Source organism: Serratia sp. (in: enterobacteria), assembly GCF_052400455.1.
GTDB classification, from domain to species: domain Bacteria; phylum Pseudomonadota; class Gammaproteobacteria; order Enterobacterales; family Enterobacteriaceae; genus Serratia; species Serratia ureilytica.
Genome location: NZ_CP185812.1, coordinates 554010 through 581008 on the forward strand (window position 1 = coordinate 554010; position 26999 = coordinate 581008).

The 26999-nt window shown below is 62.6% G+C and carries 25 protein-coding genes and 1 pseudogene; 15 read left to right on the forward strand and 11 right to left on the reverse strand.

The window, feature by feature from the left end:
- The first annotated feature begins 23 nt into the window (after window positions 1-23).
- The 6 genes from ACORQT_RS02600 to ACORQT_RS02625 all read left to right on the forward strand — a co-directional run bounded on the left by ACORQT_RS02600 (window position 24) and on the right by ACORQT_RS02625 (window position 6479).
- Entirely contained in the window at window positions 24-431 is a 408-nt protein-coding gene (locus ACORQT_RS02600) for an ExbD/TolR family protein (protein ID WP_021504179.1), read from the forward strand.
- A 1-nt stretch (window position 432) separates the two neighbouring features.
- Window positions 433-1179, forward strand: coding sequence for an energy transducer TonB (locus tag ACORQT_RS02605; RefSeq protein ID WP_164057706.1), 747 nt, complete (start codon window positions 433-435; stop codon window positions 1177-1179).
- A gap of 39 nt (window positions 1180-1218) precedes the next feature.
- Window positions 1219-3462 (forward strand): TonB-dependent receptor family protein, encoded by a 2244-nt coding sequence (locus tag ACORQT_RS02610; RefSeq protein WP_033651386.1) that lies wholly within the window; start codon window positions 1219-1221, stop codon window positions 3460-3462.
- Window positions 3463-3508: 46 nt separating this feature from the next.
- Window positions 3509-4159: a MotA/TolQ/ExbB proton channel family protein gene (locus tag ACORQT_RS02615; protein ID WP_123062135.1), complete on the forward strand. Its 651-nt coding sequence runs from the start codon at window positions 3509-3511 to the stop codon at window positions 4157-4159.
- Window positions 4152-5402 carry a phospholipase D-like domain-containing protein gene (locus tag ACORQT_RS02620; protein ID WP_047025156.1) on the forward strand — a complete coding sequence of 417 codons (1251 nt, stop codon included), beginning with the start codon at window positions 4152-4154 and terminating at the stop codon, window positions 5400-5402. Before ACORQT_RS02615 ends, ACORQT_RS02620 begins: the two co-directional genes overlap by 8 nt.
- Window positions 5403-5528: 126 nt before the next feature.
- Window positions 5529-6479, forward strand: coding sequence for a hypothetical protein (locus tag ACORQT_RS02625; RefSeq protein WP_444859312.1), 951 nt, complete (start codon window positions 5529-5531; stop codon window positions 6477-6479).
- A gap of 291 nt (window positions 6480-6770) precedes the next feature.
- Here the strand turns inward: ACORQT_RS02625 and ACORQT_RS02630 are convergent, their stop codons facing one another.
- The 4 genes from ACORQT_RS02630 to ACORQT_RS02645 all read right to left on the reverse strand — a co-directional run bounded on the left by ACORQT_RS02630 (window position 6771) and on the right by ACORQT_RS02645 (window position 12244).
- Window positions 6771-7880 (reverse strand): DmpA family aminopeptidase, encoded by a 1110-nt coding sequence (locus tag ACORQT_RS02630; protein WP_444859313.1) that lies wholly within the window; start codon window positions 7878-7880, stop codon window positions 6771-6773.
- A gap of 2 nt (window positions 7881-7882) precedes the next feature.
- On the reverse strand, window positions 7883-9259 hold the full coding sequence (locus ACORQT_RS02635) for an APC family permease (protein ID WP_047025159.1): 1377 nt from the start codon (window positions 9257-9259) through the stop codon (window positions 7883-7885).
- A gap of 125 nt (window positions 9260-9384) precedes the next feature.
- Complete coding sequence (locus ACORQT_RS02640) at window positions 9385-10893, reverse strand: CoA-acylating methylmalonate-semialdehyde dehydrogenase (RefSeq protein ID WP_164057708.1); 1509 nt, start codon at window positions 10891-10893, stop codon at window positions 9385-9387.
- Window positions 10894-10903: 10 nt separating this feature from the next.
- Window positions 10904-12244: an aspartate aminotransferase family protein gene (locus ACORQT_RS02645; RefSeq protein ID WP_033641748.1), complete on the reverse strand. Its 1341-nt coding sequence runs from the start codon at window positions 12242-12244 to the stop codon at window positions 10904-10906.
- A 135-nt stretch (window positions 12245-12379) separates the two neighbouring features.
- On the opposite strand from ACORQT_RS02645, the gene ACORQT_RS02650 reads away from it, so the two are divergent.
- Window positions 12380-13309 (forward strand): LysR family transcriptional regulator, encoded by a 930-nt coding sequence (locus tag ACORQT_RS02650; protein ID WP_033651382.1) that lies wholly within the window; start codon window positions 12380-12382, stop codon window positions 13307-13309.
- A gap of 135 nt (window positions 13310-13444) precedes the next feature.
- Here ACORQT_RS02650 and ACORQT_RS02655 read toward each other — a convergent pair whose 3' ends face one another.
- Window positions 13445-14572, reverse strand: coding sequence for an iron-containing alcohol dehydrogenase (locus ACORQT_RS02655; protein WP_164057709.1), 1128 nt, complete (start codon window positions 14570-14572; stop codon window positions 13445-13447).
- 229 nt (window positions 14573-14801) lie between these two features.
- Here ACORQT_RS02655 and ACORQT_RS02660 point away from each other — a divergent pair, with 229 nt between their 5' ends.
- From ACORQT_RS02660 to ACORQT_RS02670, 3 genes are all read left to right on the forward strand, one after another.
- Window positions 14802-15560 (forward strand): helix-turn-helix transcriptional regulator, encoded by a 759-nt coding sequence (locus ACORQT_RS02660; protein WP_089192541.1) that lies wholly within the window; start codon window positions 14802-14804, stop codon window positions 15558-15560.
- A gap of 101 nt (window positions 15561-15661) precedes the next feature.
- Window positions 15662-16963, forward strand: coding sequence for an NAD(P)/FAD-dependent oxidoreductase (locus tag ACORQT_RS02665; RefSeq protein ID WP_033651379.1), 1302 nt, complete (start codon window positions 15662-15664; stop codon window positions 16961-16963).
- 18 nt (window positions 16964-16981) lie between these two features.
- Window positions 16982-17347, forward strand: a complete 366-nt coding sequence (locus tag ACORQT_RS02670; protein ID WP_072626673.1) for a cupin domain-containing protein — start codon at window positions 16982-16984, stop codon at window positions 17345-17347.
- 38 nt (window positions 17348-17385) lie between these two features.
- Here the strand turns inward: ACORQT_RS02670 and ACORQT_RS02675 are convergent, their stop codons facing one another.
- From ACORQT_RS02675 to ACORQT_RS02695, 5 genes are all read right to left on the reverse strand, one after another.
- Window positions 17386-18192 carry an alpha/beta hydrolase gene (locus ACORQT_RS02675; RefSeq protein WP_164057711.1) on the reverse strand — a complete coding sequence of 269 codons (807 nt, stop codon included), beginning with the start codon at window positions 18190-18192 and terminating at the stop codon, window positions 17386-17388.
- Window positions 18193-18288: 96 nt separating this feature from the next.
- Window positions 18289-19401, reverse strand: coding sequence for a class II histone deacetylase (locus ACORQT_RS02680; protein ID WP_164057712.1), 1113 nt, complete (start codon window positions 19399-19401; stop codon window positions 18289-18291).
- Window positions 19398-20585, reverse strand: a complete 1188-nt coding sequence (locus ACORQT_RS02685) for an MFS transporter (RefSeq protein ID WP_164057713.1) — start codon at window positions 20583-20585, stop codon at window positions 19398-19400. The genes ACORQT_RS02680 and ACORQT_RS02685 overlap by 4 nt, the downstream gene beginning before the upstream one ends.
- Window positions 20586-20726: 141 nt before the next feature.
- Window positions 20727-21374 (reverse strand): helix-turn-helix transcriptional regulator, encoded by a 648-nt coding sequence (locus ACORQT_RS02690; protein ID WP_033651375.1) that lies wholly within the window; start codon window positions 21372-21374, stop codon window positions 20727-20729.
- A 253-nt stretch (window positions 21375-21627) separates the two neighbouring features.
- On the reverse strand, window positions 21628-21900 hold the full coding sequence (locus ACORQT_RS02695; RefSeq protein ID WP_139276895.1) for a hypothetical protein: 273 nt from the start codon (window positions 21898-21900) through the stop codon (window positions 21628-21630).
- Between the two features lie 96 nt (window positions 21901-21996).
- Between ACORQT_RS02695 and ACORQT_RS02700 the strand changes: the two genes are divergently transcribed.
- The 5 genes and pseudogenes from ACORQT_RS02700 to ACORQT_RS02720 all read left to right on the forward strand — a co-directional run bounded on the left by ACORQT_RS02700 (window position 21997) and on the right by ACORQT_RS02720 (window position 26433).
- Entirely contained in the window at window positions 21997-23490 is a 1494-nt protein-coding gene (locus ACORQT_RS02700; RefSeq protein ID WP_164057714.1) for an APC family permease, read from the forward strand.
- The gene (locus ACORQT_RS02705) at window positions 23465-24055 is read left to right on the forward strand and encodes a DUF3156 family protein (protein ID WP_089192545.1); all 591 of its coding nucleotides are present in this window, start codon (window positions 23465-23467) and stop codon (window positions 24053-24055) included. The genes ACORQT_RS02700 and ACORQT_RS02705 overlap by 26 nt, the downstream gene beginning before the upstream one ends.
- Complete coding sequence (locus ACORQT_RS02710; protein WP_033641761.1) at window positions 24048-24830, forward strand: SDR family NAD(P)-dependent oxidoreductase; 783 nt, start codon at window positions 24048-24050, stop codon at window positions 24828-24830. The genes ACORQT_RS02705 and ACORQT_RS02710 overlap by 8 nt, the downstream gene beginning before the upstream one ends.
- Window positions 24831-24840: 10 nt before the next feature.
- Complete coding sequence (locus ACORQT_RS02715; RefSeq protein WP_042783635.1) at window positions 24841-25638, forward strand: MoaF C-terminal domain-containing protein; 798 nt, start codon at window positions 24841-24843, stop codon at window positions 25636-25638.
- Between the two features lie 4 nt (window positions 25639-25642).
- Window positions 25643-26433, forward strand: a pseudogene (locus ACORQT_RS02720) (SDR family oxidoreductase).
- Between the two features lie 104 nt (window positions 26434-26537).
- On the opposite strand, the gene hpaR reads toward ACORQT_RS02720, so the two are convergent.
- Window positions 26538-26990, reverse strand: coding sequence for a homoprotocatechuate degradation operon regulator HpaR (hpaR, locus tag ACORQT_RS02725; RefSeq protein WP_042783637.1), 453 nt, complete (start codon window positions 26988-26990; stop codon window positions 26538-26540).
- Window positions 26991-26999: the final 9 nt, after the last annotated feature.

Genomic DNA, 26999 nt, shown 5'->3' on the forward strand with positions numbered 1-26999 from the left:
CTTCGCTTTTGTGAGGGAGTGTCATGCGTAACTGGAACGAACCGAAAAAGAACAAAGCGCACATCGAACTGATCCCGATGATCGACGTGATGATGTTTTTATTGGTGTTTTTCGTCTTGATCAGCCTGAACGTCATTCCGGCGCTCGGGTTGAAAACGCAGCTGCCGTCCGCCGGCAGCGCGCAACAGCTGAAACCGCAGAAGAAAGCGATTATCACGCTGGGGGCCGACGAACAGCTGCAGCTGGATGGCCAGCCGATCGCGCTCGACGCGTTGGTCACGACGCTCAAGCAACAGCAGCAGGCCAACCAGACCACCACCATCATCGTCAACAGCGACAAAGGCGTGGCGGTCGAGCGGCTGGTGGCGGTCATGGATAACCTGCGCCAGGGCGGTTTCTTCTCCGTCTCCATCGCGACACGGAAGCTGTGATATGTATCTGCTCTATCGCTCACGTCATCTTTTCAGCTGGTTGCCGGCGCTGATTGTCGCCGGCTGCCTGCTGTTCGCCAGCCAGCAGGCGGCGCTGAAGATCCAGCCGCGCTACGACGAAACCGCCATCGAACTGGCGCTGGTGGAGCCTGAACCGGCGCCTGAACCTCAACCGCAAACGCCGCCGGACCCCCAGCCCGAACCGCCGCCGCCCGAGCCGGAGCCGATCCCCGAACCGGTGGTGCCGGCGCCGGAACCGATCGTGGAAGCCAAGCCGGTGCCGAAACCGCAACCGAAGCCCAAACCCAAGCCGATGAAAGAGAAAGCCAAACCGGTGGAAAAGCCTAAACCGACGCCGGCGCCCGCCGCCCCGCGCGCGCTGGTCAGTAAACCGGCGGCACAGCCCGCACCGGCCACCCCGGCGGCGCCGAAGGTGAATGCGCAGGCGATTGAAAACGGCTATCTGCTGGCCTTGCGCCGCGAACTGGAACAGCGCAAGCGCTACCCGACCGGCCGTCAGGCCTCCCTCGAGCGCCCGCAGGGCAACGTCGAGGTGTGGCTGGAGGTCGATCGCAGCGGGCGGGTGGTCTCTTCCGGCATCGCCAACAAAGCCGCCAGCATGCTGCTGAATCGCGCGGCGATGAGCAGCCTGCAAAGCATCAGTTCAGTGAAGCCATTCCCGAGCGACGCGTTCGCCGGGCAAACAACCAAAAGATTTACCGCGACGTTCAATTATCAGGCGCCTTAGCGCAAGGGTTAATCGTTTGATTTTTAAGGGATGCACACCATGAAATCGTTCAATCGTTCTGGGATCTATCTGGCGGTGATGTCGGCGATGCTGCCGGGCGCCGCGCTGGCGGCCGACGGCACCGACGTCGGCACCATCAGCGTCAAGGGGCAGTCGCTCGGCGGCGGCATGATGGTGCAGGACGACAGCGCCAAGGCGCGCTCCACCGTCACCAAAGAGGCGATGGATAAAATGCCGTCGGCGGCCAACGCCATCGACAAGCTGAAGTTCACGCCGGGCCTCAACGTCAACAGCAATGACGCCAGCGGCCTGAGCGGCGTGGACTACACCATGCGCGGCATGAACTCGGATCAGATCGGCCTGTCGATGGACGGCATCCCGATCAACGACTCCGGCAACTACGCGGTATACCCGAACCTGCTGGGCGATGCGGAGAACCTGGAAGAGGTGTTTGTCACCCAGGGCTCTTCCGAAGCGGACGGCCCGCATATCGGCTCCAGCGGCGGCAACATCGGCCTGGTAACGCGCCGCCCGGCGAAAGACTTCGGCGGTTTCGTCAAGCAAACGCTGGGCAGCAACAGCCTGAGCAAAACCTTCGCCCGCCTGGACACCGGCGAGTACAACGGCTTCAGCAACTGGCTCTCCTATTCGCACACCGAGGCGAAGAAGTGGCGCGGCGAGGGGCGGCTGTACTCCGACAAGTTCGAGATGAACTCGCTGTACGAAGACGGCAACGGCAACAGCAGCAATCTGGTGATGAAGTACAACCGCCAGAACAACACCAACTACAACACCCTGAGCAAGGCGCAGTTCCAAAACGACGGCCGCGACACCGACTATGCCACCACGCCGGAGTACAACAGCCGCGGACAGTTGAACAAGTATTACAAGCTCGAGCGCAACCCGTTCGAGAACTTCACGCTGTCGTTCACCCAGAAGCTGCAGCTGCGCGACAACCTGTCGCTGACCCTGCAACCGTATTACTACTGGGGCAACGGCGGCAGCTTCAACGGTCAAACCGCGTCGGTATTGTCCAGCACGTCGGACAGGGCAGGGCAGTACGATCTCAGCAACCTGAAATCCAACACCTACTACCGCCCGTCGTGGACGCAGACCTGGCGGCCGGGCATCACCACCAAGCTGAAGTGGGACATCAACGATCAGCACAGTCTGGATATCGGTTACTGGTATGAGCGCGCGCGCCAGCTGCAGACCCAGCCGTTCATCAGCATCAAGGGCGACGGCAACCCGTCGCAGATTTGGGGGCCGCCGGGCGGTTCCGATCAGGTGAAGGACGCCAACGGCAACACCGTTCAGGGGCGCAACCAGTACACCATCACCCCGGCGCAGAAGGTGTGGCTGCAGGATACCTGGTTCGCCACGCCGGACTGGACCTTCGTCGGCGGCCTGGCCTATCAGTACGTGGAACGTAAAGGGGACAATCGCGGCAGCCTGTACAACGCGCCGGAGAAACGCAAAGCCACCTATCATGAATTCCTGCCGAACTTCAGCGCCAGCTATAAGGTGAACCAGGAAAACCAGGTGTTCTACAACCTGACGCGCAACATGCGCACGCCGCCGAACTATGTGCTGTACAACGTCGGCGATTCGCTCAGCACCAAGCCGGAGCTGAGCTGGAACCACGAGCTGGGCTGGCGCTTCCAACAGGAAGACATGCTGCTGAGCGCCACGCTGTTCTACATGCGCTACAGCGATCGCCAGATCTCCACCACCAACGCGGCCGGCGACTACGAGATGATGAACATCGGCAACGTGGAGAACAAAGGGCTGGAGCTGGAGTGGAGCGGCCAACTGCCGCATAACTTCAACTACTACACCTCCTATACCTATACCCAATCGAAGCAGAAGAGCGACATCGTCAGCAACGGCGGGTTGCCGCTGCCGACCTCCGGCAAAGAGGTGCCGAACGTGCCGAAAAACCTGCTGAACATGACGCTGGGTTATGACGACGGCCTGTACTACGGCAGCGTCAGCGGCAAGTACGTCAGCGCGTTCTATGGCGATCTGACCAACGACGAGAAGATCGGCGGGCGCACGGTGTTCGATCTGGCGGCGGGGGTGCATCTGCCGGTGGACAAGAAAATCGTCAAAAGCGCCGCGCTGCGTTTTGGCATCAGCAACCTGTTTGACAAGGAATACCTGACCTCGGTGCGCACCACCACCTTCAACGCGGCGCCCTACGGCGGCGTGAAGGCCAGCACCCCGTATTACAACGTCGGCGAAGAACGCACCTTCAGCGTCTCGCTGGAAGCCACCTTTTAACTGAATGCCCCGCCGTCTGCCCGGCGGCGGGGAAGAGGAACCCTGTATGGACGCCAATCTGTTGCACGACATTATTTTCTACGTGATGTACGCCGCGCTGGCGATCGCGCTGGTGATCATCATCGAACGCACGCTGTACTTCGCCTACACCCAGCGTCAGGCGCGCCGGCTGGAGCAGGCGCTGACGCCGGACGTGCGCCGAGCGGCCGATCTGCCGGACGCGCTGACGCAGCGCAACAGCCTGCCGATGGCGGTGATCGCGCCGGTATTGGCGCAGAAGCACCGCGCCGGCGATCGTGAAACGATCGGCGATCTGATCGATGCCCAGTACCTGCTGAGCAAGCCGCCGATGGCGCGCGGCCTGTGGCTGCTGGAAACCGTGGTCACCGCCGCGCCGTTGCTGGGGCTGCTGGGCACGGTGATGGGGATCATCGAAACCTTCAAGGCGCTGGCCGCCTCGGGGGTGTCCGAGCCGAGTCTGGTGTCGGCCGGCATGGGCACCGCGCTGTACGCCACCGGGCTGGGCATCGCCATCGCGCTGCTGTGCCTGGTGGCCAACAATTTCCTGCAGAGCCGTATGGAGCGCATCAACGAACTGCTGAAGGTGCTGCTGATCCGCGCCGGTCAACCGGCCAGCCGTCCGGAAAGCGGCAGCGGCGAACAATGGGTTGACAGCGGAGCGCCGCGCTATGCCTAATGGCCATCCAGTACGGCGGCCGAGAGGCCGCCTTTATACGGCATTGTGGAGCGGTTGTTTGTTGATGTTGAGCCAGAGCGCTGCGGCGCGTTTTGCTATTCCCGGTTACGAGCTGGTGTACACCGCGCCGGTGGAAACCGCGCTGCAGGCCGACGACCTGCGCAACACCGCCGAAGTATGGCGCGAGATGTTCGACGCGGCGAAAACCCGCATCGATCTGGGGCAGTTCTACGTGGCGAATCAGGACGGTTCGCTGCTGGACGGCGTGCTGCAGCACCTGAAGGCGGCCGGTGAGCGCGGGGTAAAAATCCGCTTTTTGCTGGAAGAGAAGGGCATTCGCCTCTCCACCGCCGAGACGCTGGAACGGCTGAAGGCGATCCCCAATCTGGAGCTGCGCATCATCCCATACCAGAAGCTGAGCGGCGGCATTCTGCATGCCAAGTATCTGCTGGTGGACGGCGAGCAGGCGTTCGTCGGCAGCCAGAACTTCGACTGGCGCGCGCTGGAACACATTCACGAAACCGGGCTGCGCATCAGCGACGCCAGGGTGGTAGGGCAGATCCAGGCGATCTTCGAACAGGACTGGCGGGCGCAGGCGCTGCTGGCGCAGGATAAGCCGGTGCCGACGCTGCCCGATTCGCCGCCGACGGCGCCCCCGCAGGGCAACTATCTGGTGGCCAGCCCGCGCGCCTACAACCCGGCGGGCGTGCTCGATTCGCAGGCCGAGCTGCCGCGTCTGCTGGCTGACGCCAAGCGGCGGGTGCGGGTGCAGGTAATGGATTACGCGCCGCTGTCGTTTGGCCCGGAGCGCAGTCGCCCCTTCTATGCGGTCATCGACAACGCGCTGCGCGGCGCGGCGGCGCGCGGCGTGCAGATCGAGTTGATGGTAGCCAACTGGAACACCAAAAAGCCGGATATCGCCTGGCTGAAGAGCCTGGCGCTGGTGCCGAACGTGCAGATCAAGGTGGTGACCATTCCGCCGGCCAGCAGCGGCTTCATCCCGTTTGCCCGGGTGATCCACAGCAAGCTGATGACCATCGACGATGAGATTGCCTGGGTGGGCACCAGCAACTGGACCGGCGGCTATCTGGACAACTCGCGCAATCTGGAGCTGGTGCTGCACAGCACGGCGATGAGCGGGCGGTTGGACAGGCTGTACCAACAGCTGTGGGACAGCGTCTACGCCGAGCCGTTGAAGCTGGATTACGATTACCCGACGCCCAAACCGGGCGGCGTTAAGTGAATATTATTTAGAGTATTGGCTATGACTAATGAGGTATGAATTCTGGTATTCATACCTCATTAGGTTGTTTGAGGTGTGTTTAGGATGTACGATTCCTATATTCAATGCAATGATATAGGTTAGGCAATGGAACATGCTCATAAAAAAAATCTGCTACTTGAACGAATAAAAAAGAATAATAAAAAAAGAAATGGTGGAGTAAAGCAGCTATTCTCCATCTTTAATGAACAGTGGAAGTTAGTTACTATTACTGCGTTCACGATAGGTTTCTTAAATTATTGGATATATCTTTACTCCATCGGTAGACGTGACTTTATTTGGGACTCTCTGGGAGGGTTCAATACATTTATTATTTTTTCAATATCGGTAACTTTGAGCACAATGGCATTGGCTTTCTTTCTCTATGCACCTTCTTTATTGATTTTCTTAATTCGATATGAAAAGGTTGGTCGTAGAGATTTGGAGCCTTGTTTTTGCCTTCTTATGTCATTTTTCTTTTCGGTTTTTATCATTTTCTTGCTCTCCATCCTTTTTAGTGAAATTAAGGGGGTGTTATTGATTATTGGTATGACAATCACCTTAATTTTTTTGATGTTCTTTATAATTACAAGGTTTATGTTTGGTTTTGAGGGGAGTAAATTAAAAAGTACATCGATTGCCATGGGGTTGTCTATCTACTCATTGTTTTTCATGGTAATTATCATGAGTCTTAGTGATATGGGTAGTTCTGAATCATGGAGTCAGTTACTCGCAATGTTTACCTTGCTGATGATTCAGCTACTTCCTGGCTTAGTCTTGTTCTTACCTAGCAAAAAAAATAGTAAAAGAAATAAAAAAGATGACTTTGTTCTGTCGGTGGTTTTTGGTGTGTATATAATGCTCATTGCTATCCCCGGTGCTTTTTTATATGCTCAGTATGGCTCTCTGAAGTTTTTTGGAATCATTGATGTTGATACTCACATCTTTCATATAAATAAAAATGATTTCGACAACCGTTTGATTGATAAGGTTGATTGGAGTTTAGATAGCGGCTTTAGTTGTATGAAAAATGGGTTTGACTATAAGGGGGGAGTTTGATTGCGGGGGCGATCGGCTTTCGTTCTGGAGGAAGGATTCTTGTTTGTCCACCTAATTACCCTAAGGTTGTGAAGGCATTCTTGCAGGAGAGAATGCTAATTATTAATTATATAAAGAAAGGTATGCATGTGGATTTAGAAAAAGAAACTAAAAAATGCATTGCTCTTAGTGATACGCCATCCTTACAACAAGATGTATTGGAATCAACTTTTTTTTATGGCTATAAAAATTAGTTAGTTACATAGCAATGATGAAATGTTGCGGGTAGATTATATCTTCCCGCAAGCATTTTTACCGCCGCCAGCCGGCCTTCTCCAGCGCCGTCACCAGCTGTTCGGCGCTCAACCCTTCCGCCCGATGGCCGTTGCCGCTGACGGTATTGGCCGCCAGCAGCGCATTGACGATCGCCTCTTCCACCGCTTCCGCCGCCGCGGCGAACAGCGCCGAAATGTAGTCGTTGTTCACCATGCGCAGCGGCGTGGTGAAATCGCCTTTATTGGCGTAGTCAGCGGGCGGCAGGCCGTCGTTGCCGGTGGCGAAGGCGATAAAGATATCGCCGCTCGAATCCTCGGTGCCGCCGCCGGTGCGGGCGATGCCGATGCTGGCGCGCTGCGCCAGCCGCGCGCACTGGTGCGGCAGCAGCGGCGCGTCGGTCGCCAGCGCCACCACGATGGAGCCCATGCCGGGATGCGGCAACTGCGGCGTGAACGGCGAGGGGATATGCCCCAGGTGGCGGCCCACCGGGTAACCGCCGACCAGCAGCGACTCGCGCTTGCCGTGGTTGGCCTGCACGATGGCGCCCACCGTCCAGCCGCCTTGATCGGTGGGCAAGCGGCGCGATGCGGTGCCGCTGCCGCCCTTGAATTCATGACAGATCATGCCGCTGCCGCCGCCGACCGCGCCTTCCTGCGGCAAGCCGCCTCGGGCCGCCTGCTGCGCCTGGCGCACGTGCTCGGCCTTGACGTGAAAGCCGTTGATGTCGTTGAGCAGACCATCGAAGGTTTCCATCACCACCGGCATATTCCAGTACACCGCGTTGTCGCTCGCGGGCAGCGTTTCACGCTCCAGCGCGATCAGCGCATCGCGCACTACCCCCACGCTGTGGGTGTTGGTGAAGGCGATCGGGCTGGTCAACAGGCCCGCTTCTCGCACCCATTCCAGGCCGGTGGCGTCGCCGTTGCCGTTCAGCACGTGTACGCCGGCGAAGCAGGGTGCGTGGCGAGCGGAGCCGGGGCGCGGTTCGATCACCGTCACGCCGGTGCGCACGCTGCGCCCGTCCGCCAAGTCGGCATGAAGGCTGGCATGGCCGACGCGCACGCCGGGCACGTCGGTGATGGCGTTCAGCGGGCCGGGCGTGCCCTGGCCGATGGTGATGCCCAGATCCTGAGCGCGCTGCGTCATGGTTATTCTCCTTCTATTGAGGGGGCGGCGAGGGGCGCCGTCTGGCGGCCGCGCAAGTGGTTCAGCGCCAGCCCGAAGCCGATGATGCCGGCAATGATAATAAAGTCTTTCAGGCTGCTGGCGATCAAAATCGTCCACAGCACGTACAGGCAGCACAGCAGCGCCGCCGCCACCGGCAGCGGCCACAGCGGCATCAGGTACGGGTGATGGAAGTGGCGGCGACGGCGGCTGATCAGCGCCGCCACCGCCATGATGATGTACACCAGCAGCAGCAGGATCACGGTGAATGAGGTCAGCGATTCGAGGTCGGAGCAAAACGCCAGCAGCGCCGAGGGGACGCCGAACAGCAGGGTGGCGATCCAGGGGGTGCCGAAGCGCGGGTGGATGATTTTCAGCGCGCGGTTGAACGTCGGCAGCCAGAAGCCGTCGCGCCCGCTGGCGAACATCATGCGGCTGAACTGCGCCACGATGGCGATGATGGCGTTGAATACCGACAGATAGATCGCGCCGCTCACCACCCGCGCCAGCGTCGGGCCGCCGAGCTGGGTGACCACATAACCGACCGGATCGGCCTGTTTGGCCATCTCCGCCAGCGACGGCGAGCCGATCAGCAGGGCGGTGAACGGCACCAGTTCCACCAGCACCACGATGACCAGCGTCAGCATGATCGCGACCGCCATCGGTTTGCCCTGCTCGCGCATATCTTCCGCCATGTACACCGCCGCGCCGTAGCCGTTGTAGGAGAACAGCGCGACCCCGACCATGGCGACGATCAGCGGCAGCGAAACCGGCGCCAGGCTGCCCTGCGCGTCCAGCATCACCGGCGCGGTGAGGATCTCCGCGCTTTGATGCGGATGGCTGAAACCGAGCCAGGCGATCAGCGCCAGCACCGCCACTTCCACCACCAGAAAGGCGCCGGTCAGCAGGGCGTTGGCCTTGATGTTGAAAATGGCGCAGGCGCCGCCGATCAGCACGGTGATCATGCCGGCGGTGGAGGCGTCGAATGAGGTGCCCAGCGCGGTATTCAGATAGGGCACGGCGCCGGTGGCCAGCACCGCCGGCACGAACAGCGCGGCGCTGAGAATAAACAGATAGGTCTGCAACCCGCACAGGGTGCCGAACAGGCGTTTGATGATGCTGTATTCGCCGCCGGCGCTGGGGTGCGCGGCGCCGAGCTCGGCATAGCACAGCGCGATGGTGGCGGCGACGCAGGCGGCGATCAGAAACGACAGAAAGGCGCCGCTGCCGGCGCTGGCGATCGCCAGCGGCGCGATGACGAAGATCGAGCTGGCCGGCGTCACGCCGGAAGCGGTAATCATCACCACGTCGAGGACGCTGAGATTGCCTTTGAAAGTGTGTTCAGGGGCGGACTCTTTCATGGTTAACGACTCCATTAACGTGTGAGTGAGTAATTGTTTTGCTGCACAGGCTGTACGCAGAAATCAAATGGAGCGCGCTAAATGCCGGGGAGCGTTGCTCCCCGGAAGTTTATTGTTCTTATGTGTTACCCCTGCCCCGACGGGAAGCTGAAGCTGGCGCGGCGGGCATCACCGGAGGCCGGCCAGCGCTGGGTAATGGTCTTGCGTTTGGTGTAGAACCTGACCGCGTCCGGGCCGTAGGCGTGCAGATCGCCGAACAGCGAGCGCTTCCAGCCGCCGAACGAGTGGTAGGCCACCGGCACCGGCAGCGCCACGTTGATCCCCACCATGCCGACCTGAATGCTGCTGGAGAAGTGGCGCGCCGCTTCGCCGTCGCGGGTGAACAGGCAGGTGCCGTTGCCGTATTCATGGGCGTCGATCAAGGCCATCGCCTCCTGCAGCGACGCCGCGCGCACCACGCCGAGCACCGGGCCGAAGATCTCCTCCTGATAGATGCGCATGCCGGGCGTCACGCGGTCGAACAGCGTCGGGCCAAGGAAATACCCCTGGCTGGGGCGGCCGTCGGCGTCCGTCACGCGCAGTTCGCGGCCGTCCACCAGCAGTTCGGCGCCTTCGGCCACGCCCTGATCGATATAGCCTTTCACCTTCTGATAATGCTGTTGAGTCACCAGCGGCCCCATGTCGTTGCGGTTGTCGCTGCCGGGGCCGACGCGCATGACGGCCATCTGTTGCCGCAGCCCGGCGATCAGCGCGTCGGCGGTGCCGTCGCCCACCGCGACCACCAGCGGGATGGCCATGCAGCGCTGGCCGCAGGAGCCGAACGCCGCGCCCATCAGCGCGCCGACCGCGCCGGGGATATCGGCGTCCGGCAGCACCACCGCGTGGTTTTTGGCGCCGCCCAGCGCCTGCACCCGTTTGTTCTGGCCACAGCCGGTGTGATAGATGTGTTCCGCGACCGGCGTCGAACCGACGAAGCTTATCGCCTTCACGCGTCCGTCATGCAGCAGCGTCTCCACCGCTTCGCGATCGCCGTTGACCACGTTGAGCACCCCCTGCGGCAGCCCGGCCTCCGCCGCCAGCCGCGCGATATACAGCGCGGCGGAAGGGACGCGCTCGGAAGGCTTCAGCACGAAGGTATTGCCGCAGGCGACCGCCATCGGCCACATCCACAGCGGCACCATCGCCGGGAAGTTGAACGGGGTGATGCCCGCTACCACCCCGAGCGGTTGAAACTCGCTCCAGCTGTCGATGCCCGGGCCCGCCTCTTTGCTGTGTTCGCCTTTCAGCAGTTCCGGCACATAGCCGGCGTATTCGATATTCTCGATGCCGCGTTGCAGTTCGCCCAGGGCGTCGCTGAGCACTTTGCCGTGCTCGGCGGTGATCAATTGGCAGATGGCGTCGGCGTGCTGTTCCAGCAGATCCTTGAGCTTCATCATGATGCGCGCGCGCTTCAGCGGCGGCGTGTCGCGCCAGGCGGGATAAGCCTGCTCGGCGGCGGCGATGGCGCGCTCCACCGTGGCGCGATCGGCCAGCAGCACCTCCTGCGCCGATTGGCCGGTGGCCGGGTCGTAAACCGGCTGGCTGCGTTCGCCGCCGGCGGCGGGTTCGCCGTTGATCCAATGGGTAATGGTCATGGTTCGCTCCTTATTCGGTGGCGTTGAGGGCATCGCCGACGGCGTTGATCAGCGCATCGATCTGCGCTTCGCTGCTGATGAACGGCGGCGCCAGTTGCAGGGTGTCGCCGCCGTAGCGCACGTAAAACCCGCTTTCCCAGCAGCGCATCGCCGCTTCGAAGGGCCGCCGCGCCGGTTCGCCGGGCCGCGCCGCCAGCGTGATGCCGGCCGCCAGGCCGATATTGCGAATGTCGGCGACGTGTTTGGCCCCCTGCAGGCTGTGCACCGCGCGCTCGAAGTAGGGCGCCAGCGCCTGTACGCGCTCCACCATTTGTTCGCGCTGCAGGATGTCCAGCGTCGCCAGCGCCACCGCGCAGCTGACCGGATGGGCGGAGTAGGTGTAACCGTGCGGGAATTCGAGCTGGTAGTCCGGCTCGCCGCCGTTCATGAAGGTTTGGTAGATCTCCGGCCGCACCACCACGGCGCCCATCGGCTGCGCGCCGTTGGTCACCTGTTTGGCGATGTTCATGATGTCCGGCGTGACGCCGAACGCCTCGGCGCCGGTCATCGCGCCGCAGCGGCCGAAGGCGGTGATCACTTCGTCGAAGATCAGCAGAATGTCATGCTGGGTACAGATCTCGCGCAGGCGCTGAAGATAGCCGACCGGCGGCACGATCACCCCGGCGGAGCCGGAGAACGGTTCGACGATCACCGCGGCGATCGTCGAGGCGTCGCGCAGCGCGATGATGCGGTTGAGCTCTTCCGCCAGCTCCGCCCCCTGTTGCGGCATGCCGCGCGAAAAAGCGTTGCCGGCCAGCAGGGTGTGCGGCAGATGGTCCGCCTCGGCGCCGGCGCCGAACGCCTTGCGGTTGCCGGCGATGCCGCCGACCGAGATGCCGCCGAAGTTAACGCCGTGGTAGCCCTTTTCCCGGCCGATAAAGCAGGTTTTGCCCGCCTGGCCTTTGGCGCGCCAGTAAGCGCGCGCCATTTTCAGCGAGGTGTCCGCCGCTTCCGAGCCGGAGCCGGTGAAGAACACGTAATCCAGCCCCGCCGGCGTCAGCGCCTTGATTTTGTTGGCCAGCTCGAACGACAGCGGGTGGCCGAACTGAAACGCCGGCGAGTAATCCAGCGTCGCCAACTGGCGCTGGGCGGCGTCGGTGATTTCCTGCCGGCCGTGCCCCAATCCGCAGCACCACAATCCGGACAGGCCGTCGAAAATCTTTCTGCCGTCGTGGCTGGTGTAATACGCCCCTGCGGCCTGAGTAATGATGCGCGGCTGCGCTTTAAAATTGCGGTTGCCGGTAAAAGGCATCCAATGGGCTTCTAACCCTTCGGCATCGAGACGATTAAGCGAATAATTTTCAGCGGCCATGTTTTCCTCCGGGCAGGAAAATAAGAGCGATTAATTAAATAAAATGAGTTGTTAACGAATTGTTGTGCGAAATTGACTATGTACCGCTTGTTCTCTACTGTGAATAATCATATGTCGAAACTTACTTAAGGTTTTATGCAAGTAAAAAAGCGCGCGTTGCTGGGACAATTGTCGGATATGGATCTGCGTTTGCTGCGGGTATTCAAGGCCGTGGTCGACTGCGGCGGCATGAGCGCCGCCGAACTGGAGCTGAATATCAGCCTGTCGACCATCAGCAAGCACATCAAGGATCTGGAGCAGCGGCTGGGCCTGACGCTGTGCCAGCGCGGGCGCGAGGGCTTTGCGGTCACCGACGAGGGGCTGATTATCTACCAGGAAACCGTCAACCTGCTGGCGGCCACCGAGGCGTTCCGGCGCGGGGTGGATGAGGTGCACCAGCGCATGGGCGGGCAGCTGCACGTGGCGATATTCGACCATACGGTCAGCAATCCGCAGGCGCAGATCGGCCGGGCCATCGCGTTATTCAGCGAGCGCGCGCCGGAGGTTTCTTTGCAAATGTACGTGGAGCCGATTAATACCATTGAACGTGGCGTTATTGACGGGCAATTTCAGGTTGGCGTTATTCCCATGCACCGCAGCGCGGAAAGTTTATCTTATCATTCGTTATTCAGTGAGAGGATGTTCTTATATTGCGGTGCGCAGCATGAATTATTTTCCGCCCGCCATGAAACATTAAATTGGGATCTGCTGCACAATTATGCTTTCGCCGGATTGGGCTACCATTCGCCGAATATGGAACTGAGCCTGCAGCAACATTTGCATCGCAAGGCGACGGGGTTCGCGCAAGAGTCGATCGCCACGCTGATCCTGTCCGGCAAATACGTCGGCTTTTTGCCGGATCACTACGCGGCGTTTTTTGTGGCGCAGAACCTGATGCGGGCGATCAAACCGGCGCTGTTCCGCTATCACTGCGAGTACTCCAGTGTGCTGCGCCGCTCGCCGGTGCCGCAACGGGTGGTGAAGCTGTTCCATGAGTGCCTGCTGGCGGCCCACGGAACAGCGTGACGCTTACTGCTCTTTCTTCTTGCCGAAGATTCTGATCAGCGCGCCGACCAGGATGCCGACCGCGATGCCGGCGAAGATCCAGCCGATGATGCCCATTTCCTTAACTCCTGCTAGTGCGTTGATCTGATTATATAATCATTCGACGCGAAACGCCTCTTTGATCATCCGTTGCCGCTGCGCCGGCGCATAGTCGATCCAGGAATTCTTGCTGTTGGATTTCTCCAGCACCACCGCCAGCTCCTGGCCGGAAATTGGCAAATCGTCCTGCCAGAACGGCGCGATGGCGTGGCGGGTGATGAAATCGCTCAGGTAGCTCTCCGGGCTGCCCTGCCAGTGCGGGTACAGTCTGGCGGCCAGCTCGGCCATCAGCGCGCGCTGCTGCGGCTGTTCGCTGCTTTCCAACAGGGCGAGGAACGGCAGCAGCAGGCGACCGCACACCTGCCCGTGGTGGTAGTCGCGCAGCGCGCCGATCTCGCCGGCGATGCCGTGAATGACCCCCAGCCCGGCGGCGCTCAGCGTCAGCCCGCCGAGGTAGGAAGCCTGCATAATGGCTTCGCGCGCCGCGTCGCTGCGGTTAAGCGCCGGCCAGGCGGCGAGGAAGTGGCGGATGCCGCTCAGCGACATATCGCGCGTCATGGCGCCGGCGGTTTTCGACAGATAGGCCTCGAACAGGTGGGTGAAGGCGTCGATGGCGCAGTAGGCCAGCACCTTGTCCGGGGCGCCCGCCAGCAGCTGCGGATCGAGAATGGCGGTGTGCGGCACGAAGTTGTTATGGCGCAGCGAGGCTTTCACCTTGCTGACCTGGGTATCGGTGATCACCGCGTTCTGCGTCACCTCGCTGCCGGTGCCGGCGGTGGTGGGAATGGCTATCAGCGGCAGGGTGGCGCCGCTGATTTTGCTGTCGCCCACCTTTTCCATATAGCGCAGCGTTGGCAGCGGGTGCTCAACCAGCGCGGAGAACGCTTTGGCGGCGTCCAGCACGCTGCCGCCGCCGATGGCCACCACGCGCCGCGCCTGGCCGCGCCAGCGCGCCACCCAGGCGTCGATTTCCTGCGGCGACGCCTCGTGGCTGACGATTTCGGTGCCGATGAGCAGCGGCGCCAGCGCTTCGCGCAGGCCGGCGTACACCGGGCCGTTGAGAAAAGAGCGGCAGCTGAATAGCAGCGTCGGCTGCGGGTCGGCAAGCAGCAGCGGCGGCAGCTGCTGGATGCTGCCGTGGCCGAACCAGGTCTGGCGGTTGGCGATGATGTGGCTGACGGACATGAGGTCTCCTTGACGGCGTTGCAGGTCGCGATGCCACAGCATAAGCCAGCGGGCGCGGAGCGGCCACCGCTTTCCCCGCCGCGGCAACCTGTGAGTTGTTTAACATGTAAACGATCGCGCTCTTGCATTTCGGCGCTGCGGATGCTTTTTTTAACAGTACCGGCCGTCGTGCGGCCAACCCCATCCGAAATCGGTAGATTGTTAATGTGTTAATAATGGCGAGGCGGGTATGGAAATTCAGGTTGAACGCTTGTCTGCGGTGATCGATGCGGTGGCCAGCCCACGCTTTTATCCCAGCCTGTTGAACTGGCTGGAAGGGTTTTTTGCCTTCGACAACGCCATCGTCTATGCCTTCGAACGCGGCCGGCCGCCGCGCTGCCTGATTAAAACCGAGCGCGAAAACAGCGACGCGATCAATCAGCTCTACCAGCAGGGCGCCTACCTGCAGGATCCGTTTTACCGCGCGCTGAACGACGGCGGCGAAGGCGAGGTGCTCACGCTGCGCCAGCTGGCGCCCTGCGGGTTTTATCACAGCGACTATTACCGTAATTTTTATCGCAAGACCGGCTGGCACGACGAGGCCGGCGTGCTGCTGCAGCTGACGCCGGAGCGCGGGCTGGGCGTCTTTTTCGGTTCGGCGCGCCGCACGGTGGCGGTGCGTTACCCGCAGCGGGCGGATCTGCGCAGCGCGTTGACGCTGGTGAAAAGCGTGGCGCGGCTGCACGGCGAAGTGGTGGCGGCGCCGGCCGAGGCCGCGACGGTGAACGATGACGGCGCCCAGGCGCGCTATCTGCTGACGCCGCGCGAGCGCGAGATTGTCGATCTGATCCTCGCCGGCTGCGGTTCGCAGCAGATCGCCGACCGGCTGTTCATCAGCCTCGGCACGGTAAAAAACCACCGCAAGAACATCTACGGCAAGCTGAACATCGGTTCGCAGGCCGAACTGTTCAGCCTGCTGCTGGCCGCCCCGCAGCGGCGCAGCGCGTGAATGTTAATTTTTTGTAGCGAATGTCCCTAAGGGGACATAGCGGACGATCCCACCGCTCCCGATAATCCGATGTCATGGCATAGGCAATCGGGAGTGCGGCAGTGAACAACGAAATCGAGTCCTTAACCTACTACGCGGCGACCAAAAAATACGATCTGCGCTTCCCGACGCTGGAAGAGGATCTGGACGTTGACGTGGTGATCATCGGCGGCGGCTTCTCCGGCATCAACACCGCGCTGGAGCTGGCGGAGAAGGGCATCACCAACATCGCCATTCTCGAGGGCCGCTATCTGGGCTACGGCGGCACCGGGCGCAACGGCGGCCAGGTGATGGCCGGCATCGGCCACGATCTGGAGAAGATCAAACGCCACGTCGGCCCGTCCGGGCTGGAAACCATCTTCAAGATCAGCAACCTCGGCGCCGGCATTATCCGCGAGCGCATCAAGAAATATGACATCGACGCCGACTTCTGCTTCGGTTACGGCTACCTCGGCAGCAATGCGCGCCAGGAGAAGACCCTGCGCGGCTGGCTGAAGGAGTTCAGGGCGGTGGCGCCGCAGGAAGAGATCGAACTCTACACTGGCGCGGAAGTGAAGCAGGTGGTGGGCTCCGACGCCTACACCTGCGCGCTGAAACACATGGGCGGCGGCCACGTGCATTCGCTTAACCTGTTGCTGGGCGAGGCCAAGGCGCTGAGCGGCTACGGGGTGAAAATCTTCGAGAACAGCAGCGTGCTCAACGTCGAGTATGGCCCGCGCATCACGGTGCGCACCGCCATGGGCTCGGTGCGCGCCAACAAGATGCTGTGGGCCTGCAACGGCTTTCTCAACGGCATGGAGCCGCAGATCTACCGCAAGACCATCAATACCTACGCCTTCCAGCTGGCCACCGAGCCGCTGTCTGACGATCTGATCCGTCAGATCAGCCCGATCCGCGGCGCCTACAGCGACATCCGCCCGGTGATCGACTATTACCGGGTGACCAACGAGAACCGGCTGCTGTTCGGCAGCGCCACCCGCCTGATCGAATACTTCCCGTCGGATCTCAAGGCCTGGAACCGCAACCTGATGCTGAAGGTGTTCCCGTACCTGAAAGACGTGAAGATCGATCTGGCTTGGGGCGGCCCGCTGTGCTGCAGCGCCAACCTGTTCCCGCAGATCGGCACGCTGCCGGATCGCGACAACGTGTTTTACGTGCAGGGCTACTCCGGCTTCGGCGTGACGCCGAGCCACATCGTGTGCAAGGTGCTGGCGGAGGGCATGAGCGAAGGATCCGATCGCTACGATCTGATGAGCTCGATCCCGCACGTCAACATTTTCGGCAAGGACAAGCTGCGGCGGGTGATGACCACCGCCGGCAAGGTTTGGCACCAGACATCCGGCTACTGGAAAGGCCGCCGTTAACCCTCAGAGGAGAATGACATGAAACCGTTACTGCTTAAACAACCGCTGCCGCAACTGCTGGAGATCGGCAGCGTCAGCAACCTGGGCGCCACGGTGATCGCCGGCACGCCAAACGTCGGCGTGGCCAGCATCTTCGGCGAGCCGACCGACAACCTGAACTGCGGCGTGTTCAGCTGCACCCGCGGCAGCTTCGTGATGGAGTACCCGTTCGCCGAGCACGCCACGGTGTGGGAAGGCAGCGCCACCCTGACCAACGAACGCACCGGCGAGTCGGTGCAGTATCAGGCCGGCGACTCCTGGTTCGTCGAGAAGGGCACCCCGGTGCGCTGGGACATCACCTCGGACCGCTTCGTCAAACACTACCTCGCCATCGTCGAGGGCTGACGCTGTTATGCCCCCTCAGCATGCTGAGGGGGAACGCCTTAGCCCAGCGCCCGCGCAATAAAATCGGTCACCCGCGTGAGGATCTGATCCTTATTGGTTTCGTTAAAGCTCTCGTGCCGCCCGCCCGCATTGATCATCCGTTCGAAATCGTCGCCCTGCAGACGATCGAGCGCGGTTTGCGTTTCGCTCAGCAGCACCAGCCGATCGTCGTCGCCGTGGATCCACAGCGTGGGCAGCGCGCCGAAGCCCGGCCCGGCGTTGATGGCGGCGAGGATCCGCTGCATGGCGCGCAGGGTGGGGCGCTTGAACGGCCCGTGCCACACCAGCGGATCTTCCTGATAGGCCGCGCCAACCGCCGGATCGCGCGCCAGGGTGGCGGTATCCAGCGGCGCGTCGGGGATCGTCGGCAGTTCGGCCAGATCGGAAATCGCCGTTCTGTCGCCGAGCAGCGGGCCGGACAGCACCAAGGCGCGCACTTCCTCGCCGTAGCGCTGCACGTAGCGGGTGGCGATCATGCCGCCCATCGAGTGGCCGATCACCACCAGCGGCAAGGCGGGGTATTGCTGCCGGAAATGGCTGACCACGCGCTGCACGTCGTCGACCACGGCGTCATAATCTTCGATCAGCACGCGTTCGCCCTGCGACAGGCCGTGGCCGAGGTGGTCGGGGCCGAACACCCGCGCCCCCTGCGCCTGCAGCGTACGCGCCACGTATTGATAGCGGCCGAGGTGCTCGCCGTAGCCGTGCACCAGCAGCGCCAGATAGCGCGGCTTGTCGTTGCCCCAGTCGTGCACGGCGATGTCGCCGTGACGGCCTTTGATAAAGCTGACGGTTTGTTCGGACATGTTATTGTTCTCATGGTGGGTAGGGTTGCCCTTCAGCGTAGCGGCTGGCGGCGAGGTTGTCAGGGGCGCCGGGTGCGGCGCCCGCAGAGAGGGGGATTACAGGCCGAACTGGCGCGCCAACGCGTCGAGCGCTTCGCGCTGGAAGCGGTTGAACGCGTCGCGCGGCTGCTGTTGCTGGATGAACGCCAGCAGCGGATCCTGCACTTCCGTGCGCACGCCGCTCAGCTGTTCCATCACCGCCAGCCCGCAGAACGGCACGTAGGATTCGGCGTAGCCGCCTTCATGCACCATCACCAGTTTGCCGCCGCACAGCCGATCGGCGGCCTCCTGCACCAGCGCGGTCATGGCGCGGAAGCTGTCGCTGTGCAGCTGCATGCGCGCCAGCGGATCGAGCGCGTTGGCGTCGTAACCGCAGGCGACGATGATCATTTCCGGCTCGAATTTTTCCAGCGCCGGGATGATGATGCGCCGCATGGCGTGCAGGTAGCCGTCGTCGCCGGCGCCGGCCAGCATCGGCACGTTGACGTTGCAGCCCGCCCCGGCGCCTTCACCGCGATCCTGTTCGCCGGAATAGCCCGCCGGGAAGCAGCCGTCCTGATGCAGCGACAGCGTCAGCACGTCGCCGCGCCGCCAATAGATGTGCTGGGTGCCGTTGCCGTGGTGCACGTCCCAGTCGAGCACCGCCACTTTTCCGAGGCCGTAACGGGCCTTGGCGCGCTCGATGGCGATCGGGATATTGGCCAGGAAGCAGAAGCCCATCGATTGATCCGGCAGGCAGTGGTGGCCCGGCGGGCGCGACAGCGCATAGGCATTATCCAGCTCTCCCTGCAGCACCGCCTCCACCGCCGCACAGGCCAGCCCGGCGGAGAGTTTGGCGATTTCATAGCTGCCCGGCCCCAGCGGCGCCTCTTCCCCCAGCAGGCCGCCGCCGCTGTCGCTCACCTGTTTGAAGCGCTGCAGATAGTGGGCGGGGTGGATGCGCAGCAGGTCTTCTTCCGTCGCTGGTTCGGCGCTCAGCAGGGTGAGCTGGCGTGACAGGCCGGACACGTCCATCAGGTTCTTCATGCGCCGTTTGGTTTCCGGCGATTCGGCATGGCCGGCGCTCGAGGGCGGTTGCACCCAGCCGCCGACCGGCAGGGTGGTGGCGTGCAGGCCGGTGCTGTGCCAGAAACAGCGTTCATCAAACAAGAAACCGGTTGTTCTTTTCACCTTTCTCCTCCTGTTATACGGCGCGGTGCGCGCGGTGCAGCCAGCGAAATCAACAGCAGCGACAGCAGCGCGCAGCCCAGCGCGCCGAACAGCAAGGCGTTGAAACCGCCGGAAGATTCGATCAGATAGCCGGCCAGCGTCGGGCCGATGGCCATGCCGCCGCCGATCACCAGGTTGATGCCGTTCATCAGCTTGCCGTCGTTATCCAACCCGGCGACCCGCGCCAGAATGAACGGCAGCACGAAGGTCCAGGTGAATTTGAACAGCAGGGCCGCCAGGGCGAAGCGCAGCAGCAAGGGTTGACCCGCCAGCAGCGCCACGCTGGCCAGCAGCAGGGCGTAACCGAGCGCGATCGGGTGCCCGCCGCCGAAGCGCGCGCCGATCAACGCTGCGGCGCCGGCGCCGACGATGCCGAGCAAGGTGGCGACGGCCAGCACCTGGCCGCTGTGGGCCGGCGACAGCCCGGCGCCGGCGGCGATGCCGCCGATAAAGGTCCAGACCGCGCTCAGGCTGATGTAAAAGGTCAGCACCGCCAGCACGGCGCACAGCTTGCGCGTCGGCGAGGCGGCGGGGCCGCTGCGGGCGCTGCGCGCGGCGGTGAAACCGTTGGGAAACGCCGGGATGAGCGGCAGGCAGCACAGCATGATGGCGGCCAAAATCAGGTAGACCGCCATCAGGCCGAAGTGCGCGAACAGCGGCGGCAGCGCCAGCAGCCCCACCGCGCCCAGCACCAGCTGGCCGAGCACCCAGAAGGCATAGACGCGGCTGGGATTGGCGGTGCCGGCGGCGCAGGTGATGCACAGGATCATCAGGGTGCCGCCCGCCAGCGAGGCGATAAAGCGCAGCGGCAGCAGCAGGGTGAAATCCTGCACCAGCGCCGAAGCCAGGTTGCCGGCGATAAACACCAGCGCCGACAGCGCAGCGACCCGCCGCCAGTTGATGCGCCCGATCCACCACCACGCCGGCAGCGTGGCCAGGCTCATGGCGCCGAGTTCGGTGGAGAACAGGCGGCCGATCTGCGCCGGGCCGAGCTGCCACTGCGCGGCGAGCTGGGCGGCCACGGCGGGGGCGGTCATCAGAATGCCCGGCGCGATGGCGGCGAAGACGATAATGGCGGTCAGCAGCCGCGGCGGGCAGGGGAGCGCCGCGCCGGCGGCGGGCGCGGAAACCGAATCACTGGACATAAACCTTATTCCCCAAGCGTTGAGTGACGATGAAATATCCCGCCCGGCCCGATTGCGGGCAGGGGGGGAGCCGCGCCATAAATGGCGAATACGTTTTGGCGTTATTTTCCGGCCGTCGGCAGCGGCGGCCGTTATTGGGCGTTAACCGTGGGCGAGAAAGCCGCCGGCGACCAGTTCGGTGCGGTTCACCACGTCGGTTTTGGCGAAAATGTTGCGCATATGGGTTTTCACCGTGGACAGAGAAATGCCCAGCTTTAGGGCGATGCGCTTATTGCTGGCGCCTTCGCGCACCAGGTTGACGATCTCTTGTTCCTTGGCGGTCAGCAGCTGCGCCTCGCTGTCGGGCAGCAGATCGCGCGTCGCCAGCTCAATCAGCGGCAGCACCGCGCGCAGGCGGCCGCGCTCCAATTCGGTAAACGGCGTATCGCGGATCAACGACACCCCGGCGACGATGCGTTTGCGTTGGCGAATGAAAATTTCCGTCATGTCGCGCATGTCGTTCGGCAGCATAAAGTCGTGGTAATAGCGGCGGTTGTCGGCGATCGCCGCCGGACTCATGCCGACCATGGTGATGTCTTGCCGATGGAAGTTGGCCGGCTGCAGCGGGTCTATTTGCTGGAAGTGGTTCAGGTATTGCTGATGCGTTTTATCGGGCATGCCGTGCAGGATGTAGTGATCCGGCCGCAGGTCGCGATCGACCAGATAAAACACCCCGGCGGACACCGGGATCAGGTGCGTGATGGTCGCCAAACAACTGTTGATAAAGGCATCGGATGCTGTGCTGTGCATGATTCGTATTCCTCCCTTTATCGTTCAATCTGGAGAATGTTGGCGGTCAATATATGAACGATACAAGCATAGTTGTAGCAATTTGGCAACACAATAAAAACATATTAACAACGTGAGGCCGATTGCAATAAAACACAGAAATAACAAGATGACGCTGCGTTAATCAGGGCTTTTTTGTTCGGATTTATCGCGATTTTCATTAATAGGTTAATGAAATAATTCGACGTTTTTCCCGCTGAATTTACAGCGCTTTTCAACGCCTGCCCGGGGGAGGCCATCGTCGCTGCGCGCGTGCTACAGCCGACGTCGCTTCCGCTGCCCCTCGTTCTAAAGAACGATAGCCAGGCTTTTCCGCCGTTTCCTGTATTGCGCATTGAAGATAGCGCCAGTCGGCGCCAAACGTATAAGACGAAAAAATGATGACCTTGCTTGGGCTGAGCCGATCCGCTTCATGCTGAGTGAGCGCGCCGCCGTGAGCGCGGCCGCAGGTTGAAACCGTCTCGTCCTTAAGGACGATAGTCAGCATTTTCCTTTCCTCTCTATAGTGAGATGACCGCCGCTGGCGGTGAAAAACCTGCAAGCACCTGCATGCATCAGGCCAAAACTATAAGAGGAAATAACCATGAACCTGTCGTCGCGGTTGCACGCCCACCTGGCTCGAGGCAAGGTCGGCTTTCCCACCACCCTGGCCAGTTCGGTCGGGGTGATCATGGCCAGCCCGGTGATCCTGACCGTCACCAGCGGCTTTGGCATCGGCGGCGACACCTTCGCGCTGGCGATGCTGATCGCTTTCGTCATGATGCAGGCGCAGCTCACCACCTTCTCCGAAGCGGCGGCGCTGCTGCCGACCTCCGGTTCCGTTTACGACTACATTTCCTGCGGCATGGGGCGTTTTTTCGCCATCACCGGCGCGCTGTCGGCCTACCTGATCGTGCATATCTTCGCCGGCACCGCCGAGACCATTCTCTCCGGCATTATGGCGCTGGTGAACTTCGAACACCTCAACACCCTGATGGAAAGCCACAACGTCTCCTGGATGGTCGGCGTCGGGCTGGTTGTCGTGTTCGGCATGCTCAACGCGTTCGGCATCGAGGCCTTCGGCAAGGCGGAGATCGTGCTGACCTTCGCCATGTGGAGCACGCTGGTGATTTTTGGCATCGTCGGGCTGCTGTCGCCGCATGCGGTGCCGCTCGAGGGCTGGTTCGGCAGCACGTTGAACCTGAACGATCCCTTCGCGGTGTTCAGCCTGATCGGCATGGCGATGTTCATGTTCGTCGGCTGCGAACTGGTGACGCCGATGGCGCCGGAGATCAAACGCTGCGATCGGGTGATCCCGCGGGCGATGGCGCTCGGGCTGTGCGGCGTGGCGGTATGCATGGCGCTGTACGGCGCGGCGCTCAGCCACCAGGTGGAAAACGTGGTGATCGACGCCGCCAGCGGCACGCGTCTGCTGGAAACGCCGATGGCCATCCCGGCGTTCGCCGGCCAGGTGATGGGCCAGTTCGGCAAGTACTGGCTGGGCGTCGGCCTGCTGCTGGCGGGCGCGGCAACCATCAACACGCTGATGGCGGCGGTGCCGCGCATTCTGTACGGCATGGCGCTGGACGGCGCGCTGCCGCGCATGTTCGCTTATCTGCATCCGCGCTTTAAGACGCCGGTGGTCGGCATTCTGGTGGCGGTCTTGATCCCCTGCGTACATGCCTTCGCCATTCAGGGCAACCTCGACAAGATCATTCCGCTGGTGCTGGCGGCGGTGTGCGCCTGGGGCGTGGCCTACCTGCTGGTGACCTGCTCGGTGGTGCTGCTGCGCCTGCGCCGCCCCGATCTGCCGCGCGCCTATAAATCGCCGTGGTTCCCGCTGCCGCAGATCGTCTCCAGCGTCGGCATCGTGCTGGCCATCGTTTACATCACGCCGCCGGGGATGAATCCGCGCGACGTCTACATTCCCTTCGGCTGGATGATCGGCCTGACCGCTGCCTATGCGCTGTTCTGGACGCTGTGCGTGCAGAAAGTGAATCCGTTTAAGCCGGTGCCGGTCGAGCAGGTGCTGGAGAACGCGTTCGCCAAGGGCGAAAACGAGGAGGCGCAGTTTGATCGGCTTACTTCCCTCACTTAATCGCGCCTGGCGGCGAGCGCCGTCGGGCTATCGGCCGGGCGCCGCGCTGGACCGTCTGGCGCGCAACCTGGAACCCTACGCGTGCGAACGCCTGGCGCCGGGCCTGCTGCGGCTGACGCTGCCGCAGGGGCCGCAGATCGAGGTCAGCGAACAGGTGCAGGGGCTGTTTATGGCGCATATCGTCAGCCACCGCTTTCGGTTGCAGGGCACGTGCACAGCGCAGCCTCCGCTGACGCTGGACGTGGTGACCGGCGGCTGGCTGCGGCGGCGCGGAGTGCGCTATCTGCTGCGCCAGCGCCATGCGGCCGCGCAGCGGCTGTTGGACGGCCTGCTGCGCTACCCGCAGATCGGCGAGACGCTGGCGCAGCTGGATTTTCGCCGCGTGCGGCTGACGGTGAACGACGGGCGCTGGCAGGCGGATATCGAGCATTTCGCCGCCTCGGAGGTGGTCAGCCGCGTGCCGGCCGGCCGCCGCTATCTGCGGCTGGATGCCGAACAGCGGCGGTTGCTGTTGAGCAGCCTGCTGATGATCGGCCAACTGATGGAGAAGCTGAATCATGAATAGAGTGGTTGTGATTACCGGCGGCGGCACCGGCGTCGGCGCTGCCTGCGCCCGTTTGCTGGCGGCGCAGGGCGATCGGGTGTTCATCATCGGCCGCCGCCCGGAACCGTTGGCGGCGCTGGCGCAAGAGATCGGCGCGCAGGCGCTGGTGGGCGACGCCGCCAGCGGCGAGAGCTGGGCCCACACGCTGCTGCCGGCGATTCTGCGCGACGCCGGGCGCATCGACTGCCTGATCGGCAGCGCCGGCGGCATGGGCTTCAAGCGCATTACCGAGATGAGCGACGCGCAGTGGCAAGGGGCGATGGACAGCAACCTCAACAGCGCTTTCGCCAGCGCGCGCGCCTGCCTGCCGGAGCTGATTAAAAGCGGCGGCAACCTGCTGTTCGTGGCCTCTATCGCTTCGCTGGCCGCCGGGCCGGAGGTCTGCGGCTACGTCACCGCCAAGCACGCGCTGATCGGCCTGATGCGCTCCATCGCCCGCGACTATGGCCCGCTGGGCGTGCGCGCCAACGCGGTGTGCCCGGGCTGGGTGACCACGCCGATGGCGGACGAAGAGATGCAGCTGTTGATGGACGCCCATCAGATTTCGCTGGAACAGGCTTACCAGATGGTCTGCCGCGACGTGCCGCTGCGCCGGCCGGCCAGCGCCGAGGAGATCGCCCGCGTCTGCCGTTTCCTCTGCTCCAGCGAAGCTTCAATCATTACCGGCGCGGCGCTGGTGGCCGACGGCGGCTCCACCATTGTCGATGTGCCGACCCTGGCTTTCACTTCCCTGTAAGGAGCATTCCATGAGTTCAGAAGCGGTATTCATTCAGGTTGGCGCGCTGGCGGAAGGCTTTGCGCCGCACAGCAATACGCTGGAACGCCAGCACGGCCTGGCGGGCACCACGCTGACGCTGCGTTTCAGCGACGGCGCGACGCAGCGCTGTCGGTTTACCGATGCGCAGACGCTGGAGTGGGGGGAGCGGCGCGGTATCGCCTATCGCGCCACCAGCATTCACCCCGGCGTGCTGTTCATCGATTTTCTCGATCCCGCCCGCGCCAACGCCAGCATTACGCTGGTATGCGACCGCAATCAGGGCAACTTCACTGCGGTATACGGCCAGCTGCCGGACGAAGCGCAGGCGCGGCTCGACGCCTTTAGCCGGGTGGAGCAGGGGCTGCCGCTGACCGCGGTCGAGGCCGAATTCCGCTTCGGCACGCTGGATGACGCCGACGTGGCGCCGCCGGGCTTTACCGATGAGCTGATCGGCATGCGCAACATGTACACCTACAGCCCGACCGAACGGTACGAGCACATCTACCTGAACGACAACTTCTACGCCTGGCAGTGTCTGGACGGGGTGGAGAAGGGGCTGGCGGACGTCGATCGCTGCCACTACGTGAAGGTGGCGGAGCAGCTTTATCTGTTCGTCTGGCGCGAGAAGATCATTCCGACGCTGGGCGTGGTGATGATCGATCTGCAGGGCATGCGCACCGACGGCAAGATCCTCGGTTATCAGGGCAGCGATTTCAGCGCGCTGAGCAACTTTGCGGTCGGTGCCCACGCGCAGGTGCTCAACACCACGCGCCACCCGCGAGGATAGGGCGATGAGCGCAACCTATGCGGCCGAGGCCTTCGCCGGGCAGGCGGTGCTGGTGACCGGCGGCGCGCAGGGCATTGGGCTGGCGATCGTCAGCGCCTTTGCCCGGCTTGGCGCCGAGGTGACGATCGCGGACGTGCAGCTGCCGCAGGCGCAGGCGGCGGCGCAAACGCTGCGGGGCGAAGGGGGAAAGTGCAGGCGCTGGCCTGCGATCTGGCCGAGCCGGGGCAGATTGCCGAGTTGGTGGCGGCGGTGGGCGAGCGGCACCAACGGCTGGACGTGGTGATCCACAACGCCGCCTATTTTCCGCTGACGCCGTTTACCGCCATCGACGCGGCCCTGTTGCAACGCACGCTGAGCGTCAATCTGATGGCGCCGTTCTTTCTGGCGCAGGCGGCGCTGCCGTGGATGCGCCGCGCCGGCGGCGGCAGCCTGCTGGTGACCTCGTCGGTGACCGGCCCGCGGGTGGCGTATCCGGGGCTGGCGCATTACGCCGCCTCCAAGGCCGGGGTAAACGGCTTTATTCGCGCGGCGGCGCTGGAGTTGGCGGCGGAGAACATTCGCGTCAACGGCGTGGAGCCGGGGATGATCCGCACGCCGGCGATGGCCAACCTGGGCGACGCGCAGGTGAATCAGGCGATCGCCGCCGCGGTGCCGCTCGGGCGGCTGGGGGAACCGGAAGACATCGCCGCGGCGATGGTGTTTCTCGCCTCGCCGGCGGCGGCCTACATCACCGGCCAGACGCTGGTGGTGGACGGCGGCGCGCTGTTGCCGGAAACGAATACTCTGCTTACTTGACGCAGCCACGTACCCCAGTCGCTTACTTGAGTAAGCGACTGGGGATTTACGCCTTGGCCGCCTGGCTGCAACGCCAATTAATGTGAGAATTCCGGTTGGTTAAATCACTTCTTGGCGGGATGCGCGGTGACGTTGGCTGGCAGGCTGTCGCCCAGGGTGATCAGCTCGTCCAGCAACGTCATCAGCTGGTCCATTTTTTGCCGCGAGAAAGCGGCTTCAATCTCGGCGTAGCCTTGTTCCACCTGATGGCGCGCTACTTCATACAGCTCCTGACCCTGCTGGGTCAGAGACACGTACAGCTTGCGCTGATCGTTGACCGGTTTAAGGCGGAAGATCAGCTTATCGCGCTCCATGCGCGACAGAATGCCGGTCAGGCTGGGACGCAGGATGCAGGTTTCCGCCGCCAGTTCGTGGAATTCGATCGAACGGCTGTTGGCCAGCACGCGGATGATGCGCCACTGCTGCTCGGTGAGATTGTGGCTTTTCAGGATCGGGCGGAAGAACCCCATGGCGGTTTCACGCGCCTGCAGCAGGGCGATGGTTAACGATTCATGCATAAGTTTGGC

Coding starts and splice junctions, on each gene's coding strand:
- ACORQT_RS02600 (WP_021504179.1), top strand. CDS start 24: ATGCGTAACTGGAACGAACCGAAAAAGAACAAAGCGCACATCGAACTG.
- ACORQT_RS02605 (WP_164057706.1), top strand. CDS start 433: ATGTATCTGCTCTATCGCTCACGTCATCTTTTCAGCTGGTTGCCGGCG.
- ACORQT_RS02610 (WP_033651386.1), top strand. CDS start 1,219: ATGAAATCGTTCAATCGTTCTGGGATCTATCTGGCGGTGATGTCGGCG.
- ACORQT_RS02615 (WP_123062135.1), top strand. CDS start 3,509: ATGGACGCCAATCTGTTGCACGACATTATTTTCTACGTGATGTACGCC.
- ACORQT_RS02620 (WP_047025156.1), top strand. CDS start 4,152: ATGCCTAATGGCCATCCAGTACGGCGGCCGAGAGGCCGCCTTTATACG.
- ACORQT_RS02625 (WP_444859312.1), top strand. CDS start 5,529: ATGGAACATGCTCATAAAAAAAATCTGCTACTTGAACGAATAAAAAAG.
- ACORQT_RS02630 (WP_444859313.1), bottom strand. CDS start 7,880: ATGACGCAGCGCGCTCAGGATCTGGGCATCACCATCGGCCAGGGCACG.
- ACORQT_RS02635 (WP_047025159.1), bottom strand. CDS start 9,259: ATGAAAGAGTCCGCCCCTGAACACACTTTCAAAGGCAATCTCAGCGTC.
- ACORQT_RS02640 (WP_164057708.1), bottom strand. CDS start 10,893: ATGACCATTACCCATTGGATCAACGGCGAACCCGCCGCCGGCGGCGAA.
- ACORQT_RS02645 (WP_033641748.1), bottom strand. CDS start 12,244: ATGGCCGCTGAAAATTATTCGCTTAATCGTCTCGATGCCGAAGGGTTA.
- ACORQT_RS02650 (WP_033651382.1), top strand. CDS start 12,380: ATGCAAGTAAAAAAGCGCGCGTTGCTGGGACAATTGTCGGATATGGAT.
- ACORQT_RS02655 (WP_164057709.1), bottom strand. CDS start 14,572: ATGTCCGTCAGCCACATCATCGCCAACCGCCAGACCTGGTTCGGCCAC.
- ACORQT_RS02660 (WP_089192541.1), top strand. CDS start 14,802: ATGGAAATTCAGGTTGAACGCTTGTCTGCGGTGATCGATGCGGTGGCC.
- ACORQT_RS02670 (WP_072626673.1), top strand. CDS start 16,982: ATGAAACCGTTACTGCTTAAACAACCGCTGCCGCAACTGCTGGAGATC.
- ACORQT_RS02675 (WP_164057711.1), bottom strand. CDS start 18,192: ATGTCCGAACAAACCGTCAGCTTTATCAAAGGCCGTCACGGCGACATC.
- ACORQT_RS02685 (WP_164057713.1), bottom strand. CDS start 20,585: ATGTCCAGTGATTCGGTTTCCGCGCCCGCCGCCGGCGCGGCGCTCCCC.
- ACORQT_RS02690 (WP_033651375.1), bottom strand. CDS start 21,374: ATGCACAGCACAGCATCCGATGCCTTTATCAACAGTTGTTTGGCGACC.
- ACORQT_RS02695 (WP_139276895.1), bottom strand. CDS start 21,900: ATGCTGACTATCGTCCTTAAGGACGAGACGGTTTCAACCTGCGGCCGC.
- ACORQT_RS02700 (WP_164057714.1), top strand. CDS start 21,997: ATGAACCTGTCGTCGCGGTTGCACGCCCACCTGGCTCGAGGCAAGGTC.
- ACORQT_RS02710 (WP_033641761.1), top strand. CDS start 24,048: ATGAATAGAGTGGTTGTGATTACCGGCGGCGGCACCGGCGTCGGCGCT.
- ACORQT_RS02715 (WP_042783635.1), top strand. CDS start 24,841: ATGAGTTCAGAAGCGGTATTCATTCAGGTTGGCGCGCTGGCGGAAGGC.
- hpaR (WP_042783637.1), bottom strand. CDS start 26,990: ATGCATGAATCGTTAACCATCGCCCTGCTGCAGGCGCGTGAAACCGCC.